Origin of the sequence: Thauera sp. AutoDN2, from assembly GCF_051280715.1 — a bacterium.
Taxonomy (GTDB): Bacteria; Pseudomonadota; Gammaproteobacteria; order Burkholderiales; family Rhodocyclaceae; genus Thauera.
Window position 1 is genome coordinate 1 of record NZ_JBNCAR010000031.1, and the last position, 17,456, is coordinate 17,456.

The window sequence follows — 17,456 nt, forward strand, 5'->3', positions numbered from 1 at the left end:
AGCCTGCGACTCAAGCGCAAGCGGGCGGCCTGGGATGACGATATCCGTATGAAAATGCTGGGGATTCATCGGTTATGACTTTCGAATGCGATGGCCCTGGTCCGTGTACTCGGAGCCGCCCGCCGAATAATCGCGTGCCCGTCTTGCGTCTTATTAACCCGGCCCTTGAATAAAGACGCCGAGATACAGTCTGTCTTCCATGCACTTCTTTGAATAGATGAGTTTTTTAGGCTTCCCGCCGCCTTTGAATTCAAGGGCCTTGTTAATAGCAGCAGTTCACACTCTGAACATGACGACACCTACCTGTTACATGTGCAGCGCTCCCAAGACGTCGGTCGAGCACGTCCCCCCGAGAGGACTCTTCCCAAAAACCAAGGATCTGCCGCCTGGGGTTAACCTGCGAAAGCAATTGATCACCGTTCCATCATGCGAAATTCACAACACTGAGAAGTCTGCAGATGACGAGTATCTTATGTATGCCCTTGTGTTCGGCATTCAGAACAACGTCACTGCATCGAGTCATATCAGAACGAAGATCACTAGGGCTTTCACTTCAAATCCCGCTGTTCCAAGACTAATTACGCAACATCCACGGCCTGTCCGTGTGGAAGACACATCGACGGGAAAGATTGAAGAAACTATGGCGTTGCGTATAAACACGCACAGAGTTCATCAAGCCCTAGACCACATAGGGAGAGCGCTGCACTTTCACCACTTTCGCGAGAAGTGGACAGCCGATATTCAAGTTATTCCTCTATTTCTTCTTGCACTAGACGGTGAATCAGCACTCAAATTTAACGATACACTTGCTTCAATGGGAGTGGCTGCTGAGGCACTATTCTCCGATCAACCCGCACACGGTAACAATCCCGAAGTCTTTTCATATAGGGTAGTGCAGTTAAGGGATCATATATCTGCTGCTATGCTTCTTGATTTTTACGAGGGCTCGAAGGTTGTACTTCTATTCAAAAAATAGGTTTTAGCCTTATTGAAAGCTTAGCTCACAGAGCCGAAAGTCCGACGGAGCGCTGACTGCAGTGTCTTATCGAGAAGCGAACTCAACGCTTTCCGATCGAGTAGCTGTAGTTACTAATCCGTCCGAAATTTCTTGACTGATAGCGTTCTTGACCACATGCAGCGCCTTCCGACCTACTTCGGGGATCATGAGAAGTTGGCTTTCTCCAACCATTAACCAGTCGGAGATGCTGTAAATGCCTGCACTTTCCAACGCGTCGATGACTCTTTTCACCCGATCATCAGAAAGAGGGCCAGATCTCAAACCTTCCGCAGACTGAGGGCTCGTTAAATCAAGATCGCGAAGGCTAGTCCGGTAATCGACGTACGGACTGACTTCAAACTCACCGCACCATTGCCCTCCGTGGGTCGCTGGAAACGCATTACGGTGGACTCCCTCTTCGTCAATCCAAAGCGCTGGGGCTTTCCTGTAGCAACCACCCCATCGCTCAGGGGCCTTAAAGCCAAGGTGGCTCGTGTTGATATATCGCTGCCAGAACTTACAGCGCCAACACGCTTCATTTCTTTTCGCCATCGAATCATGCTCTGAGAGGTTAAGATTCTATCTCTGCCTCTGGCTGTATGCATACCGAGATTCAGAGAGATGAATGCTATAAATTTTCTAGACTTTTCTGTGCAAATTCGACGTTCAAATATGGGCAGGCGATCAGATGACTTCCTAGAAGATATGCATAAGGACTAAATTATACCTGTGGCGTCAATTTGATGTACTAGAGAACTCAGCAGCACCGGTGCAGTGAGCGTTGCGCTGCCGCTCTGTGCTTTGATCAAGATAGTGCTGTACAGTCTGTATGACAACTATCCACGCATAGCTGTCGCCAGGGCGGCGGCTTCTGTATCGGAATCGGAGGACTGCTCTTGGAGTGGAGCCGTCGTCACCCAAAAAAAGCCCTTACGATGGTCCAATCATGACACTCGTCTTGGAGGCAAGTAGGGAGCCAATGCAGCGTCTAGAGCTGCATGTAGTGCCTGAAAGGCAGTATCAGAGGCACCGCCAAGCCCAATCTTGACAAGTTCGCAGTAACGCTCCTTTGTCAGACCTAGACTGCTTGCGGCGGGACCGATCAGTGGCTTACCAGGAAGTGTCTTGAGGAACACAGTTGGGTCGTCCGTGGCTAGGGCGGCAGACACTCGTGCCTCCTCCTCATTCCATATAGTCTGAGGCTCTGTAACGGGTTGTGTACGGGGTATCTCGGCGATGAGGACATTCTTTAGGGCTTCTTTATCGTTGTAATCCACTCTGGTTGCGAAGGCTCGTTCAATGAGCATCAATGACCGGGCCTTGAAGCGCTCGCAAATGAGCTTGCTTGCCAGATTTCCTGACATCTGTTGCTTAAAACTAGCAAATGCATTCGCGTACAAGCCATCCACTGTCTCAGGCTTGTGTCCTGCATGAATCGCAATTGCCGTATATACAGGCTTCAAAACGTAAAGGCTCTCAATTTCGTGAACAGGTAAGACATGCACGTTCTCCAAATTGGAAAGCACCTCGTCTGGCCAATGGTCGCGGTCAATAATTCCACTTGCTACAAATCCACTGACGACCGACCGTGTTTGAAAAGCTGCCGTACAACGCTTTACGCTGTCGCACCCTCCGACAGGAATCAATGCAGTCTCGCGATCATTGAACCAAGCTCGTAGCAGTTCCTGATCGAGGCTCTTTTCTTCGCGCCCTTCGCAAAACACCAACCTAGACGCATAAACGGAGAACGAAGCCGCACCTAGTATCGAAGCTATGTCATCAGAAGGAAGGCCGGTTTCTGAATTCATTAACTCCGGAGGCTGGTTGGGACGCACAAGAATAATCTTGGCATCCCTTCTGGACAGTGCAAAACTCAAATCATGCGTGACGTAAACAAAGCGTTTTGATGGTGACAAGCTCTCAAGTGCATCCCAAAAGCGCACGGCAAGACGTGAGTGGAAATGGGTCTCCGGTTCGTCTACCACTACCAATGAATGGTGAGAATCAAAGACCCGTCCAGCGAGATATAGACCGGTTCTCTCACCGTCGCTCATGTGCTTTGCAGTGTAGGTGGCAGCACCCAGATAGTCGTTAGTAACTTTCGCAGTGAAGTCAGTGAAAGTGATAGTTCTTCCAGGAAAGACCACCTTCCAAAGTTCTTTTGTCTTGGTTAGAACAGTCTCGGGGAGTTCGCCAGGAGGAGCGCCCTGCAATACATGGTCGTAGACTCGCATTGCCTCAACGGCATGCGAACTCCATAACTTGCCAAAGAGTGCATCAATGTCCGGGACCAATTCCCAATATGAGTTGCGCCGCTGATTCGTACGATTCTGCAGCTCGTTCGTCGCTGTCTGAAGCGTCCAGTTTGGAATCTGGTCTGGAATGGCGATATTCCGCAGGGCAGGAATGAACTCCGCGGTACCGGTTTGAGCCAACTGAACGGCTAGCCGTGTTTTACCTGACCCATTTGCGCCCAATAGCACTATCGGACCGTCGCCTTCGATGGGTTCCGCAATACCCGGAATGTTTGTAGCCATGGCTTACCCCCTCAAGAACATGCCAGTATTCTACATTGAGCCCTTGGCACTCGGAGGCGTAAATGTGCCAATGATCTCACTGAGTCCTTTGGCTAAGCTATTCGGCAGCTCTTGGGCGTCACCGGTCGCTCTGGCAGCAGCGTTTTGGAAATGTTGAGCGGCAGCAACTGGCCGGAGTCGCGAGGTCACGAACGGCAGCTTCGTGGCAGCGAAACTCACAGAAGGCCACCGTGCCTCAGCGGCGGCTTCGGGGAAGTTCGGATGCCCGGTCTGGGTCGGGTCCGGCTATAGCCAGACACAGGAAGCGGTCGTTCACCGCCGAAAACAGGTGAGCGGCCGGTGACCGACGCATTGCCGCCCGACGTTGGCGTCAGACCCAAGGTCGGCTGAGGTCGACACCCCGCCGCCTGCGCCCCAGAGCATCACTCTACAAACGACGCCGCCGCAGACAGCGCCCCGACGGCGGGCGATTCAACGACCCGGACACCATCTGCAAGGGTCCGGAGGCGCTCACCGCCTAGATCGTGGGCACGCTTGAGGAAGATGCTGGAGCCGCTCTACTGGGGCCATGCCGGGAAAGCGCCTGCGTCGCGACTTGAGTATTGATCGGACCGCCACTAAAATCTGACCATACTAGTCAGAAAGAGAGGCAAAACAATGCAGACTTGGCAGATGCAGGAAGCTAAGGCGCGCATGTCGGAGTTGGTCAAGCGCGCCCAGACCCAGCCCCAGGACATCACCCTGCACGGCAAGTCAGTCGCAGTGGTGATCTCGCGCGAAACTTTTGATCGGTTGTCACAGGCGCAGGACTCGTTGGTGGACTTCATGCGACGCTCACCCTTGTTCGGAACAGACGACATCGCCCTCGAACGCGAGCAGAGCCTGACGCGCGAGGTCTTGTTTTGAGCTACCTGATCGACACCAATGTGTTGTCCGAACTGCGGCGCAAGTCTCCAGACCCCGGCGTGGTCGCCTGGTTTTCGCAGCGACCGCCAGCCACCCTGCATCTCTCCGTGCTGACGCTCGGTGAAATCCGAAAGGGGATTGAAGGCGTCGGGGACGAAGTTCGAAAGCAGTCGCTGATCGATTGGCTCGAGACGGATCTCCCCACCTTCTTCACCGGGCGCATCCTCGACGTCAATGGCGCAGTGGCCGATCGCTGGGGGCGTCTGGTCGCCGCAGCCGGACGACCGCTGCCCACGATCGACAGCCTGCTCGCAGCGACCGCCCTGGAACACGATCTGGTACTGGTGACACGCAACACCAAGGATTTCGCGGGCCTGCCCGTCGAGGTCTTCAACCCCTGGACGAGCTGACACGAGATCTCTCAACGGCGTCGTCCCTCCCTGGCGCCCGATACGTCAAACAACGTATTTGTGCAGCGCACCACCCTCCCGACAATGAGGCCACATCCTTTGCAACCCGCCTCACCGGGAGACCCAATCCATGAGACACGGAGATATTTCGAGCAGCGCCGATTGCGTGGGCGTTGCGGTGGTCAACTACAAGATGCCGCGCCTGCACACCAAGGCCGAGGTGCTGGACAACGCGCGCAAGATTGCCGACATGGTGGTGGGCATGAAGCAGGGCCTGCCGGGCATGGACCTGGTGATCTTTCCCGAGTATTCGACCCACGGGATCATGTACGACCCCAAGGAGATGTACGACACCGCCGCCACGGTGCCGGGCGAGGAGACCGAGATCTTCGCCGCCGCCTGCCGCAAGGCCAAGGTGTGGGGCGTTTTTTCGCTGACCGGCGAGCGCCATGAAGAGCACCCCAACAAGGCGCCCTACAACACGCTGATCCTGATGAACGACCAGGGCGAGATCGTGCAGAAGTACCGCAAGATCATGCCCTGGGTGCCGATCGAGGGCTGGTATCCGGGCGACTGCACCTATGTGTCCGACGGCCCGAAGGGCATGAAGATCAGCCTCATCATCTGCGACGACGGCAACTACCCCGAGATCTGGCGCGACTGTGCGATGAAGGGCGCCGAACTCATCGTGCGCTGCCAGGGCTACATGTACCCGGCCAAGGACCAGCAGGTGATGGTGGCCAAGGCGATGGCGTGGATGAACAACTGCTACGTGGCCGTGGCCAACGCCACCGGCTTCGACGGCGTGTATTCCTACTTCGGCCACTCGGCCATCGTCGGCTTCGACGGCCGCACGCTGGGCGAATGCGGCGAGGAGGAGATGGGCATCCAGTACGCCGAACTCTCCACCAGCCTGATCCGCGACTTCCGCAAGAACGCGCAATCGCAGAACCACCTCTTCAAGCTGCTGCACCGCGGCTACACCGGCAAGATCAACTCCGGCGAGGAACCCACCGGCGTCGCCGCCTGCCCCTACAGCTTCTACGGCGAGTGGATCAACGACCCGGAAGGCACGCGCAAGAAGGTGGAAGCGATCACCCGTTCCACCGTGGGCACGCCGGAATGCCCGATCGAGGGCATCCCCAACCAGCCATCGGCCCATCGCTGATTGCCCCTTCGGCCGCCCGATGCCCCGCGGGGCGTCGGGTGCGCCCATCCGGACGAACGCCATGGACCTCACCCCTTACCGCCTCACCGCCGAGCCCTACTACCGCCCCACCGGTCACGAGATCGCCCTCTACGAGCACGCCTACGCCCACCGCCTGCCGCTGGTGCTCAAGGGCCCCACCGGCTGCGGCAAGACGCGCTTCGTCGAATACATGGCTTGGCGCCTGGGCAAGCCGCTGATCACCCTCGCCTGCAACGAGGACATGACCGCCGCCGACCTCGTCGGCCGCTACCTGCTCGACGCCGAGGGCACGCGCTGGCACGACGGCCCGCTCACCACCGCCGTGCGCCACGGCGCCATCTGCTATCTGGACGAAGTGGTCGAGGCGCGCCAGGACACCACCGTGGTGATCCACCCGCTCACCGACAGCCGCCGCATCCTGCCGCTGGACAAGAAGGGCGAGATCGTCGCCGCGCATCCCGACTTCCAGCTCGTCGTCTCCTACAACCCCGGCTACCAAAGCCACAGCAAGAGCCTCAAGCAATCCACCCGCCAGCGCTTTGCCGCGCTCGAGTTCGACTACCCGGCCGCGGAGGCCGAGGCCGACATCGTCGCCCACGAGGCCGGCATCGACCGCGCACTGGCCATGCGGCTGGTCGATATCGCCCACCAGTCGCGCCGACTGCGCGAGCGCGGGCTGGATGAGGGCATCTCCACCCGCATGCTGATCTACGCCGGCGTGCTGATCCGCGACGGCCTGCCGCCCATCGACAGCTGCCGCATGGCGATGACCGCCCCGATTACCGACGACCCCGACATGCAGCGGGCGCTGGGGGCCCTCCTTGAATCGGCCTTCTGAGCTGCCCGCGACGTGGTGGCTGATGGCGGGCGCCGACAGCCTCGCCCCGCGCCTGGCCGCCCTCGGCCACCTGATGCACGCCTTCGGCATCGACGACGGCGACGTGCAGGCGCTGGAACGCCCCCCGCAGGACGGCCCTGCGCCGCGCCCGGTGCTGCACGGCGCCACCCTGCTGCTGCCCGAGGCGCCGCCGCAGTGGGCCATGGCAGCCGAAGACCTCCACCTCGCCGCCACCCTGCACGCCATCGGCCACCTGCGCCATTCCCCGCGCCGCCAGCCCACAGGGAACCGCAAGCCGATGAGCCTGGCGCTGGCCGGCGCCATCGAGGACGTGCGCGTCGACCGCCTGCTGATGCGCCGCCACCCCGGCCTCGTTCGCCTGTTCCACCGCCTGCTGCGCGGCCAGCCGGAACTGCCGCAAGTGGGCTTCGAGGCGTTGGTCGCCCGCCTGCAGCGCGTTCTGCTCGACCCGCAGGCTGACGACGACAACGCCTGGGTGCGCAAGGGCCGCGCCCTGTTCGAAGTGCGAGCCGCGCGGCTCGATGAGGCCGAGGCCTTCCGCGACGTGGTGTCGGTGCTGGCCAACGACCTCGGCCAGTTGCGCGTGCGCATGAACCTGCAGACCTACGCTCCACCGCTGCCCTGGCACGACGACAACAGCCACCTGTGGGCCCAGGGCGCCGACGCCGAGCAGGCCGAAACCACGCTGCGACGCCCGCCACCGCAGGGCGAACCCCAGCCCGTGCCGCCGCAGGCGCCGGAGGGCGTTTCGGGCCCGGCCCCGCTGCCCGAGCTCGCCCGCCACGACTACCCGGAATGGCACTACCGCCTCGACCGCGCCCGTGACAACTGGTGCACCGTGATCGAACGCGCCGTGCCGCCTGGCGTTGTCAGTGCACCATTGCGGCCCGCCCGCGCGCCGCTGCGGCTGGCGTGCAGCCGCCGCCTCGACCGCAGCCAGCGCATCCGCCGCCAGTGGGAAGGCGACGAACTGGATCTGGACGCTGCCACCGAGGTCTTCATCGACCGCCGGCTGGGGCTGGCGCCCGATCCGCGCCTGTTCCGTCGCCATGGCCGCGCGGCGCCGCGCACCAGCCTGCTGCTGTTGCTCGATCTGTCCGCCTCCACCGCCGACCTGCAGCCCTGCGGACGCAGCGTGCTGGATCTGGAACGCGAGGCCGCCGCGCTGCTGATGGAGGCGCTGCGCGATCGAGAGGACAGGCTGGAGGTCGCCGGCTTTGATTCGGACGGTCGGCAAGCGGTCAACTACCTGCGCCTGCTCGAGTTCGGCCAGCCCGTGCCGCCCGACCCGCTAGCGGTGCTGGGTGCCGCCCGACCGGGCTTGTCCACCCGCCTGGGCGCAGCACTGCGCCACGCGACGGCGTGGCTGGCAAAGGAGACCAGCGCGCAACGCACGCTGCTGGTGCTGTCCGACGGGGCACCCTCCGACATCGACGTGTTCGACGCCCGCCATCTGGTGGAGGACGCCGCGCACGCGGTGGTGGAGGCGCGGCGCAAGGGCGTGCGCTGCTTCTGCCTCAGCCTGGACCGCGCGTCCGAAGCGGATGTGCGCCGCATCTTCGGCCACGGCGGCTACCGCATCGTCGACGACCCGGCGCGACTCGGCGCACTGCTCGCGCGCAGCTACGCGGAGCTGGCGGATACGCGCTGATGCTGCGTTGTCCCCGCTCGATGCGTGCACACGGCGCACCTTTGTGGCCGCTACAGCATGCTTTCCAGGAAGGCCCGCGTGCGCGGATGCTCGGGATGGGCGAAGAACTCCGCCGCCGGGCGCGACTCGATGAGCTCGCCGCCGTCCATGAACACCACCCGGCTCGCCACCTCGCGCGCAAAGCCCATCTCGTGCGTCACCACGAGCATGGTCATGCGCTCGTCGGCCAGTTGCCGCATGGTGCGCAGCACCTCGCCGGTGAGCTCGGGGTCGAGCGCGGAGGTGGGCTCGTCGAAGAGCATGATGTCGGGCTCCATCGCCAGCGCGCGCGCGATCGCCACGCGCTGCTTCTGGCCACCGGACAGGCGCGAGGGGTAGGCCTCGCGCTTGTCGAAGAGGCCGACCTTCTTCAACAATTCCTCGGCCTTGGGCAGGATGGTCTCGCGCTTCATGCCCTTCACCGTGATCGGCGCCTCGATCACGTTCTGCAGCACGGTCAGGTGCGGGAACAGGTTGAAGTGCTGGAACACCATGCCCATGCGCGCACAGATCCGGCGCACCTCGGCGTCGGCGACGTAGCGGGCATGGCCGTGGGCGTCATTGTCGACGAGGGTGTCGCCCTCGATCACGATGCGCCCGGCGTCGATGGTCTCGAGGTGGTTGAGGCAGCGCAGGAAGGTGCTCTTGCCCGAGCCCGAGGGGCCGATCACCGCGACCACTTCGCCCTTCGCGAGCGTCAGCGAAACGCCCTTCAACACCTCGTTGGCGCCGAAGCGCTTGTGGATGCCGTTGGCGAGGATCATCGGTTCGCTCATCGACGCGGCCTCAGTCATAGACGGCATGGCTTTTCTCCAGGCGCTGGAAGAACCAGGTCAGCACCAACGTCATCAGCAGGTAGAAGCCCGCGGCGACGATGAAAGGCGTGATGGTGAAGTCGCGCTGCACGATGCCGCGTGCGGCGCGCAGCAGGTCGTTGAGCGCGAGTACGTAGATCAGCGAGGTGTCCTTGACCAGGGTGATGGTCTCGTTGCTCATTGGCGGCAGGATGCGCTTGACCACCTGCGGCAGCACGATGCGGCGCATGGTCTGGCCGTAGGAAAAGCCGAGAACCTTGGCGCCCTCGTACTGGCCGCGATCGATGGACTGGATGCCGGCGCGGAAGATCTCGGCGAAGTAGGCCGCGTAGTTGAGCGCGAAGGCCACGATCGCCGCCGGGAAGTCGGGCAGGCGGATGCCGATCACCGGCACGAAGGGCAGCGCGTAGTAGATGAACAGCAACTGCAGCATCAGCGGCGTGCCGCGCATCAGCCAGATGTAGCCGTTGACGGCCTGGCTGGCGGCGGTGAAGCGCGAGATGCGCACCAGCGCCAGCGCGAGCCCGAGCGGTACCGCCAGCAGCAGGGTGATCAGGAAGAGCTGCAGCGTGACCAGCGAGCCCTCGGCGAGCGGGCCGAGGATGCTGAGGATGTAGTCCATGGCGGGGCGCCGGGCGAGCGGCGGGCAGGTGGGGAGCGCGAAGGCGCCGGCGCGGTGCGGGAGCAGTGTCCGGCGGTCGAGCCCGCGTGCGGAGGGGGGGAAGGGATCGCGGCTTGCGCCGCTCCTACAGCAGCAATGAATTCCTGCAGGAGCGGCGCAAGCCGCCAAACCCGGCCCGCTTTACTTGATGATGTCCTTGCCGAACCACTCGGTGGAGATGCGCGCCGCGCTGCCGTCGGCCTTCATCTCGTCCATCGCCTTCTGCAGCTTCGCCAGCAGCTCGGTGTCGTCCTTGCGCGTGCCGACGCCGTATTCCTCGGTGCCGAAGTGGTCGTCGAGCACCTCGTAGTCGCCGGGCTTCTTGGCGGTGTAGTAGCGGCCCACGACCTCGTCCAGCACCACGGCGTCCAGGCGGCCGGTGGTCAGGTCCATCAGCGCGGTGACGTTGTCGCCGAACTTCTTCAGCTCCTTGAAGGAAGCCGCGATCGGGTCCTTCTGCACCGCGTCGATCGCGCTGCTGCCGTCCTGGATGCCGATGACCTTGCCGGCGAGGTCGGCCTTGGTCTTCACCGCCGAATTGGCCGGCACCACGATGATCTGGTGGTTCTCCATGTAGGCGGTGGTGAAGCCGATGTTCTTCCGGCGCTCTTCGGTGATGGTGAGGCCGTTCCACAGCGCGTCGACGCGCTTGCCGTTCAGCTCCGCCTCCTTGGCGCTCCAGTCGATCGGCTTGAACTCGACTTCGATACCGAGGCGCTTGGCGGCTTCCTTGGCGAGGTCGATGTCGAAGCCGACGAGTTCGTTCTTCTCGTTGCGGAAGCCCATCGGCGGGAAGTTGTCGTCGAGGCCGATGACGATCTTCGTCGGGGCGGCCGGCGCGGGGGCGGCGGACTGCGCGGCGGGGGCGCTGTCGTTGTTGCCGCAACCGGTCAGCAGGGCGCCGGCGGTGAGGGAGAGCATCAGCAGGGAAGAGAATTTGTTCATGATCCGACTCGGAAAGGACTGGGAAAGAGCGCCTGCACCCGCATGGGCGTGCGCCCGTGAACCGACCGTACGCTGCGGCGCGGCACGCAAAGGCGCGATTCTCCCCGTGAAGCCGTGATCGGGCAACCACTGCGCCACGGCTGCGTGCAGACATAAAAGAAACCCGCCACCCGTGGAAGCGGGTGGCGGGTGAGCGCAAGACCGGTTGGCCGAGGGGGTGAGAGAGAGGCCCTGCTCCCGGTTTTGGGCGCCCGAAGGCGGTCTCAGGCGCCAAACAGCAGGGCGCCGGTGCCGGCGATGGCGCCGCCGCTGATGCGCAGCACCGTGCGGCCGAGCGCGCTGTCCGGAACGAGTCGGGCGAGCGCAAAGCCGATCAGGTGAAGGGCGGCGGTGGCGAGGGCGAAGCCAAGGGTGTACGCGAGCACCGAGCCATCGCCCATTTCGGCGTGGTGTGCATGGCCGTGGAAAAGCGCGAAGCCGGCGACCAGCGGAAGCGCGGCGGGGAGCGGCAGGCGGGCCAGGAAGGCGATCAGCAGGCCGAGGACCAGCACCGAGGCGGCGATGCCGGCTTCCACTGCAGGCAATTCGATGGCGAGGGCCGAGAGGGTTGCGCCGGCGAGCATCGCCAGCACGAAGCTGGCAGGGAGCATCCAGCGTGCGCGCTTCTGCTGGAGGGCGGCGAACAGGCCGACGGCCAGCATTGCGAGCAGGTGGTCCAGACCGCCGATCGGGTGGGAGAGGCCGCTTGCGAGGCTGGCAGCGTCGTGGCCAGGGTGGGCGAATACCGGTGCGGTAGCCGAGAGGAGGGCCAGGAGGGTCAGCGGCCGGACGAAGTTGCGACAGGTGGCGTGCATGAGTGTGATTCCTTTGCGGCGTGCGGTCGAAGAACAAGGCTGAGTCAGCGAGGACGCATGATTGCTATCAAGATGCGTGCCAGGTCTGCGTCGGACCTGGAATCCGCAGGCTGCAGTGCCTGCAGTGTTCAAGAGATGGTCGAATGCTTTCCGGTTACTGGGCGTCACCGGCAGCCGATTGACCAGGTGTGCCCTTGTCCTGCGTTCCAGCCAGGGGCAGTGTCAGCACCAGGACTGCGCCGCCCTGCGGGGCGTTTTCGGCCAGCAGTTGCCCGCCATGGCGCTCGACGATGCCATAGCTGATCGACAGCCCGAGCCCGGTGCCCTTGCCTACCGGCTTGGTGGTGAAGAAGGGGTCGAAGATGCGGCCGATCACCGCCTCGGGGATACCCGGCCCGTTGTCGTGAAAGCGCAGTTCCACCTGGCCCTCGCGGAGCGTGGCGCCGATGCGAAGGGTGGGCGGGCCGTCGCCCTGGGTGGCGGCGTCCCAGGCGTTCTCGATCAGGTTGGTGACGACCTGCTGGATGCGCCCGGACGATCCGCGCAGCGGTATGGACCGCGGTAACGCGAGTTCGACGCGGAAGCTCTCGCGTGCGGCCTTGCACACCCAGCGCACTGCGCGCTCGATGACCGCGACCAGATCGAAGTCTTCGGCCTCGTCGCGGTCCATCACGGAGAAGCGTTTCAGACCGTCGACGATCGCCCGCGTGCGCTCGGCGCCTTCGAGGGTGCCCTCGATCAGCGAGGGCAGGTCGGCGAGGATGCGGTCGATGCGCAGCGTACGTCGCGCCTCTCCGATCTCCTTGGCACCGGCGCCGCCGTGAATGTGGCCGATATACTCGGAGAGGCGCTCGGCGTAGCGGCGTAGCGCATGCACGTTGCCGAGGACGAAGCTGATCGGGTTGTTGAGTTCGTGCGCGACGCCTGCAACCAGGCGTCCGAGCGAGGCCATCTTCTCGGCATGGAGCAACTGCTGCTGGGTGCGCTTGAGATCTTCATGCGCCTGATGCAGCGCCTCGTAGGCACGACGCAGCTCCCCAACCGGCCGCCCGGTGATGACCATGCCGAGCGACTTGCCGACGGCGCTGAAGCGCGGCGTACAGTTCAGCGACACCGGCACGGCGCTGCCGTCACGCGCGCGCAGCGGCAGCTCGCAGTCATGCACTTCCCTGGGACCTTGTTCGAGCAGGCGTCGGCGCGCCTCGGCGGCGGCTTGCGGATCCGCGAACAGTTCCATCATCGGCGTGCCGCGCAGGTCGTCGATGCTGCGCCCGCAGAAGGCCTCGAGCGAGCGGTTCGCGTCCTGGATCACGCCGTTGCGGTCGCACACCAGCATGATGTCGGACATTGAGGTGAGCACCGAGAAGATGAACTGCTGTGACTCTTCGAGCTTGGCGTTCTTCTGCTCGAGCGCGACCTCGTACTGCAGCAGGTCGGAGTACACCTCGTCCATCTTGTCGATGACCTCCAGCCACACGTCCTCGCTCACGCCGACGAGTTCGCCGGGGTGGGCGGTGTGCTGCAGCGGCGGGGTCGGGCTGTCGTCCTGGGACATGATCGGGTCTCCGGTCGGGCAGACGGGCGGTTCGGTCAATGCACCGTGCACGACATGCACGGATCGAAGGAGCGCACGATGTGCTGGACGGCGAGCGGCACGCGCTCGTCCTCGCCGACCGGCGTGCCGGCGAGCGCCTGTTCCAGCGCGCCGGGCTGGCCGGCGCCGTCGCGCGGCGAGAAATTCCAGGTGGTGGGGGCGATGATCTGGTAGTTCGCTATCACGCCCTTGTTCACCACCAGCCAGTGGCCGAGCGAGCCGCGCGCGGCCTCGACCAGCCCCGCGCCGCGCGTCTGCTCGGGCATCTCGCCTTGTATGCAGAAAGGTTCGCCGGGCACGATGGCCTGGACCCAGTGCTCCATCGCGGGCAGTACGCGGGCGAGCTCCAGCGTACGCGCGGTGACGCGGCTGAGCACGTTGCCGCCGCCCCGGGCGACCAGGTCGCGGACCAGCGGGTGGCCGTCGATCAACTGGCGTGCGAGCGCGCCGCATTCGAGTGTCTGGCCGTCGAGCCGCGGCGCCTTGCACCAGGAGTAGGCACCCTCCTTGTCGGCGACCGGTTCGGTGCGCGCAGAGAAGGGGTGTGCGCCTGTGGGGTGCGCGCCTGGGGAGTGCCTGCCCGGGTCGTCCCGCAGCCAGGCGTGGCGCCCGTCCTCGGTGATCGCCTGCGGGTCGAGCGGCGCTGCCATGCCCTCTTGCCAGGTGCCGGACGCGAACAGCGCTTGCCCGTTCAGGGGGTAGGCGCCGAAGGACAGGAAGCGATCGCCAGCGCGGCCGAGCGATGCGAGCGAGAGGGCGCGTGCGATGTGCAGGAAATGGCGGAAATCGCCCTCGTGTGCGGTGCGCGCATCGGCCCAACGCCACAACGCCGCTTCGGAGTCGAGCGCGGCGAAGGCTTCGAGGCTGTCGCCCAGCAGTCGCTGCTCGAGAAACAGGCGGAAGCGGCGCAGCAGCGCGAGCAGGCGCAGCTTGTCGTTCTTGGCCACCGTACGCGTGCTGCCCCCGGGCTGCAGGGCCAGCGTATGTGGCCATTTGCCCGCCAGCGTGCCGGTGAGCTCGAGAAAGGCGGCGCGTGCCGGCAGCACCTCGGCGGTCGCGCTTCCCTTCACGGCTTCGAAGCGGGCGCGGGCGGCGGCATGCCAGTTCTGCGTGCGGTAGGCTTCGCGCGCAAAATCGGGCATGAAGAACAGATAGAAGTGGGTGACATGGTCGGCGAGGTTCTCCGCGGCCAGCACCAGCGCCGAAACGAGCTCGCCGTTGGGGGCAGGCACGATGCCCATCGCCGCACGCAGCGCGGCAGCGGCCGCGGCGGATTGCGACACCGAGCAGATGCCACAGATGCGCGGCACGAACACCAACGCGTCGAGCGGCGTCTTGCCAAGCAGCACGTTCTCGAAGCCGCGGTATAGCGGTGCGGTCACCTGCGCGCTGCGCACGTGCCCGTCTGCGACCTCGAGGCTCACCTCCAGGTCGCCTTCGACGCGATTGAAGGGGCCGAGCACGATGCGGCGCATGCAATCTCCGTCAGTATTTCCGCCCGTTGCCGCGAATCGCGGGCGGCACGACCGGGTGGTCGGAACGAGCATTCTCCCGTACCCGGCGCGGGGTCGCCGACTTGGACAGCGCGGCGAGCGCGACGAACCAGGCCTTGGGCATGTCCGCGGGCAGGCCGATCGGGATGCCCGCCACCTTGGGCGTCTGGTGGAAGGGGTGGCCCGGGTCTTCGAAGCCGGGTTCGGTGCAGCCGATGCAGGCAAAGCCGCCCTCGGGGCAGGAGCCCGCGCCGTTCCACAGCCGGGTGTTGCAGTCGGCGTGTGCCTGGGTGCCCATGCAGCCCAGGTTTTCCATCAGGCAGCCGAGCTGGGAAAGCTCCGCTGCGCTTGCCTTGAACTCGTAGTACTCGTTGCGGCTGCAGCCATGATGGACGAGCTTGTCGGCATAGAAGCGGGGGCGGCCGAGGGGGTCGAAGTCTGCCGCCTCGAAGGCGTCCGCAGCCAGCCCGAGCAGGGTTTCCACCACCCAGCCGGGGTGGGTGGGGCAGCCGGCAACGTTGATCACCGGCAGCCCCGCCTGCGAGCGCCAGTCCGCGCCAAGCAGGCCGCCGGGCAGGTCGCCGTCGTACTGCAGGCCGCAGGCGTCGGTGGGGTTCAGGCCCGAACTCGTCATGCCGCCGAAGGCCGCGCAGCTGCCCACCGCCACCACATGGCGTGCGCGTGCGGCGAGGGCGCTGACCCATTCGATCATCGGCTTGCCTGTGCCGGCGAGCAGGTGGAATCGGCCGCTTCCATTGGGGCCGCGCAGCAGTGCGCCCTCCACGCACAGGATGTCGACCCGCTGGCGGCCTTCGGCGCAGGCTTCCAGAAGGTCGGTCGCCTCCACGCAGGTCTGTTCGGACAGGGAGGGATGCCACAGCAGCTCGATGCCGCCCGCCCCCAGCGTGCCCACTAGATCGCCGGCGTCGTGGCACAGCAGCGACATCGTGCACCCGCCGCAGCCGCCGGATTGCAGCCAGAGCAGGTTCATTGCGCGGCTCCCGCGGCATCCGTTGCATCGGTTTCCTCGCTGCCCTCGGCGGAGTCTGCCCGGTCGTCCAGGCCCCAGCGCGCGAGCTTGCTGCGCAGGCCGACGCGCGACAGGCCGAGCTCGGCGGCCGTGCGGGTCTTGTTCCAGCGGTGGCGGATCAGGCAGGCGTGTACGATGCGCGCCTCGAGCGCATCGAGCCGGCTGCGCAGGTCACCTTCCAGGCCGCCCAGCCAGGACAGCGTGGCCTCGTCCTCCTCGGCTGCGGCATGCAGCACGCGCGGCGACAGGTGCGCGGCCGACAGGCGAGGGCCTTCGGCGAGCGCGATCATGCGCAGCACCTCGTTGCGCAACTCGCGCACGTTGCCGGGCCAGCGGTAGGCGCGTAGGCGGCCGAGGATCTCGTCGTCGAGTGGTTCGAGTGCGAGCCCCAGCGCGGCCGCGTTGTCCTGCAGGTAATGCTGCGCGATCAGCGGGATGTCCATCGGCCGTTCGCGCAGCGGCGGCACGCGCACGGTGATCGCGGCGAGGCGGTAGTAGAGATCCTCGCGGAAACGGCCGGCGCGCACCTCTTCCTCAAGGTTGCGGTTGGTGGCGGCAATCACGCGCACATCCACCGGCACCGGTCGTGGCGCACCCACCGGCCGCACCTCGCCCTCCTGCAGCACGCGCAGCAGCTTGACCTGGAAGGCGGCCGAGGTTTCGCCGATCTCGTCGAGCAGGATGGAGCCGCCGCTGGCCTGGCGGAACAAGCCCTCGCGATCCTCGGTGGCGCCGGTGTAGGCGCCGCGGCGGGCGCCGAAGAGCTCGGACTCGAGCAGGGTGTCGGGGAGCGCGCCGCAGTTCTCGACAATGAAGGCGTTGGCCTCGCGCGGGCTGCCGTAGTGCAGCGCGCGTGCGAGCAGCTCCTTGCCGGTGCCGGACTCGCCGGTCAGCAGCACCGGGATGTCGTAGCCGGCGACCTTGTCGACCAGGGCGCAGATGGCGTTCATCGGCGAGTCGGGCGCGCGCAGCAGGGCGCCGCCGCGCTGGCGGTCGCGCACCGCCTCGCGCTTGCCGGCGACGCGCTGGCGCAGCACCGGCGCCGCCACCTTGAGGTCCAGGCTCAGGCGCTCGTTCTCGGCCTGCAGGCGCTGCATCTGCGCGGCGTTGCGCAGGGTCAGCAGCAGCTGCTCGGGCTGCCAGGGCTTGAGTAAGTACTGGAAGATACCGGCCTCGTTGATGCCGGCGATGATGTCCTCGGAGTCGGTGTAGCCGGAGATGATGATGCGCACTGCGTCCGGCCAGCGCTCGCGTACCTCGCGCAGCAGCGCCACGCCCGAGGTGCCGGGCATGCGCTGGTCGCTGAGCACGATCTGGATCCACTCCCGCGACAGGATCTCCAGCGCCTCGTCGGCCGACGAGGCGGTGAACACCTCGAAGTCCTCGTCCAGCGTGCGGCGCAAGGCCTCCTGCGAGCGCAGCTCATCATCGACGACGAGAACGGTGGGCAGGGTCGGGGTGGGCATGGAGGGCGCA

Annotated in this window: 15 protein-coding genes; 6 read left to right on the forward strand and 9 right to left on the reverse strand. The window is 64.6% G+C overall.

Features of this window, described 5'->3' with window-relative positions:
- Window positions 1-289: 289 nt before the first annotated feature.
- Window positions 290-976 carry a hypothetical protein gene (locus tag ACPT9U_RS14380; protein ID WP_435751408.1) on the forward strand — a complete coding sequence of 229 codons (687 nt, stop codon included), beginning with the start codon at window positions 290-292 and terminating at the stop codon, window positions 974-976.
- Window positions 977-1,941: 965 nt separating this feature from the next.
- Here the strand turns inward: ACPT9U_RS14380 and ACPT9U_RS14385 are convergent.
- The gene (locus ACPT9U_RS14385) at window positions 1,942-3,534 is read right to left on the reverse strand and encodes an AAA family ATPase (protein ID WP_435751409.1); all 1,593 of its coding nucleotides are present in this window, start codon (window positions 3,532-3,534) and stop codon (window positions 1,942-1,944) included.
- A gap of 657 nt (window positions 3,535-4,191) precedes the next feature.
- On the opposite strand from ACPT9U_RS14385, the gene ACPT9U_RS14390 reads away from it, so the two are divergent.
- The 5 genes from ACPT9U_RS14390 (at window position 4,192) to ACPT9U_RS14410 (ending at window position 8,549) form a co-directional block, all read left to right on the forward strand.
- The gene (locus tag ACPT9U_RS14390) at window positions 4,192-4,440 is read left to right on the forward strand and encodes a type II toxin-antitoxin system Phd/YefM family antitoxin (RefSeq protein ID WP_277079918.1); all 249 of its coding nucleotides are present in this window, start codon (window positions 4,192-4,194) and stop codon (window positions 4,438-4,440) included.
- Window positions 4,437-4,850: a type II toxin-antitoxin system VapC family toxin gene (locus ACPT9U_RS14395; RefSeq protein ID WP_435751410.1), complete on the forward strand. Its 414-nt coding sequence runs from the start codon at window positions 4,437-4,439 to the stop codon at window positions 4,848-4,850. The genes ACPT9U_RS14390 and ACPT9U_RS14395 overlap by 4 nt, the downstream gene beginning before the upstream one ends.
- Window positions 4,851-4,980: 130 nt before the next feature.
- Window positions 4,981-6,018 carry an aliphatic amidase gene (locus ACPT9U_RS14400; RefSeq protein ID WP_435751411.1) on the forward strand — a complete coding sequence of 346 codons (1,038 nt, stop codon included), beginning with the start codon at window positions 4,981-4,983 and terminating at the stop codon, window positions 6,016-6,018.
- Window positions 6,019-6,079: 61 nt separating this feature from the next.
- Entirely contained in the window at window positions 6,080-6,877 is a 798-nt protein-coding gene (locus ACPT9U_RS14405) for a CbbQ/NirQ/NorQ/GpvN family protein (protein WP_435751412.1), read from the forward strand.
- The gene (locus ACPT9U_RS14410; protein ID WP_435751413.1) at window positions 6,861-8,549 is read left to right on the forward strand and encodes a nitric oxide reductase activation protein NorD; all 1,689 of its coding nucleotides are present in this window, start codon (window positions 6,861-6,863) and stop codon (window positions 8,547-8,549) included. The genes ACPT9U_RS14405 and ACPT9U_RS14410 overlap by 17 nt, the downstream gene beginning before the upstream one ends.
- Before the next feature lie 50 nt (window positions 8,550-8,599).
- Here the strand turns inward: ACPT9U_RS14410 and ACPT9U_RS14415 are convergent, their stop codons facing one another.
- From ACPT9U_RS14415 to ACPT9U_RS14450, 8 genes are all read right to left on the reverse strand, one after another.
- On the reverse strand, window positions 8,600-9,352 hold the full coding sequence (locus tag ACPT9U_RS14415) for an amino acid ABC transporter ATP-binding protein (RefSeq protein WP_435751450.1): 753 nt from the start codon (window positions 9,350-9,352) through the stop codon (window positions 8,600-8,602).
- Window positions 9,353-9,374: 22 nt separating this feature from the next.
- Window positions 9,375-10,025 carry an amino acid ABC transporter permease gene (locus tag ACPT9U_RS14420; RefSeq protein WP_435751414.1) on the reverse strand — a complete coding sequence of 217 codons (651 nt, stop codon included), beginning with the start codon at window positions 10,023-10,025 and terminating at the stop codon, window positions 9,375-9,377.
- 180 nt (window positions 10,026-10,205) lie between these two features.
- Complete coding sequence (locus tag ACPT9U_RS14425; RefSeq protein ID WP_435751415.1) at window positions 10,206-11,009, reverse strand: amino acid ABC transporter substrate-binding protein; 804 nt, start codon at window positions 11,007-11,009, stop codon at window positions 10,206-10,208.
- A gap of 263 nt (window positions 11,010-11,272) precedes the next feature.
- Window positions 11,273-11,863 carry a HupE/UreJ family protein gene (locus ACPT9U_RS14430; RefSeq protein WP_435751416.1) on the reverse strand — a complete coding sequence of 197 codons (591 nt, stop codon included), beginning with the start codon at window positions 11,861-11,863 and terminating at the stop codon, window positions 11,273-11,275.
- Between the two features lie 154 nt (window positions 11,864-12,017).
- Window positions 12,018-13,418, reverse strand: coding sequence for a sensor histidine kinase (locus ACPT9U_RS14435; protein WP_435751417.1), 1,401 nt, complete (start codon window positions 13,416-13,418; stop codon window positions 12,018-12,020).
- A 35-nt stretch (window positions 13,419-13,453) separates the two neighbouring features.
- The gene (locus tag ACPT9U_RS14440; protein ID WP_418364452.1) at window positions 13,454-14,932 is read right to left on the reverse strand and encodes a nickel-dependent hydrogenase large subunit; all 1,479 of its coding nucleotides are present in this window, start codon (window positions 14,930-14,932) and stop codon (window positions 13,454-13,456) included.
- A gap of 10 nt (window positions 14,933-14,942) precedes the next feature.
- On the reverse strand, window positions 14,943-15,941 hold the full coding sequence (locus ACPT9U_RS14445; protein WP_435751418.1) for a HupU protein: 999 nt from the start codon (window positions 15,939-15,941) through the stop codon (window positions 14,943-14,945).
- Window positions 15,938-17,446, reverse strand: a complete 1,509-nt coding sequence (locus tag ACPT9U_RS14450; protein ID WP_435751419.1) for a sigma-54-dependent transcriptional regulator — start codon at window positions 17,444-17,446, stop codon at window positions 15,938-15,940. The genes ACPT9U_RS14445 and ACPT9U_RS14450 overlap by 4 nt, the downstream gene beginning before the upstream one ends.
- Window positions 17,447-17,456: the final 10 nt, after the last annotated feature.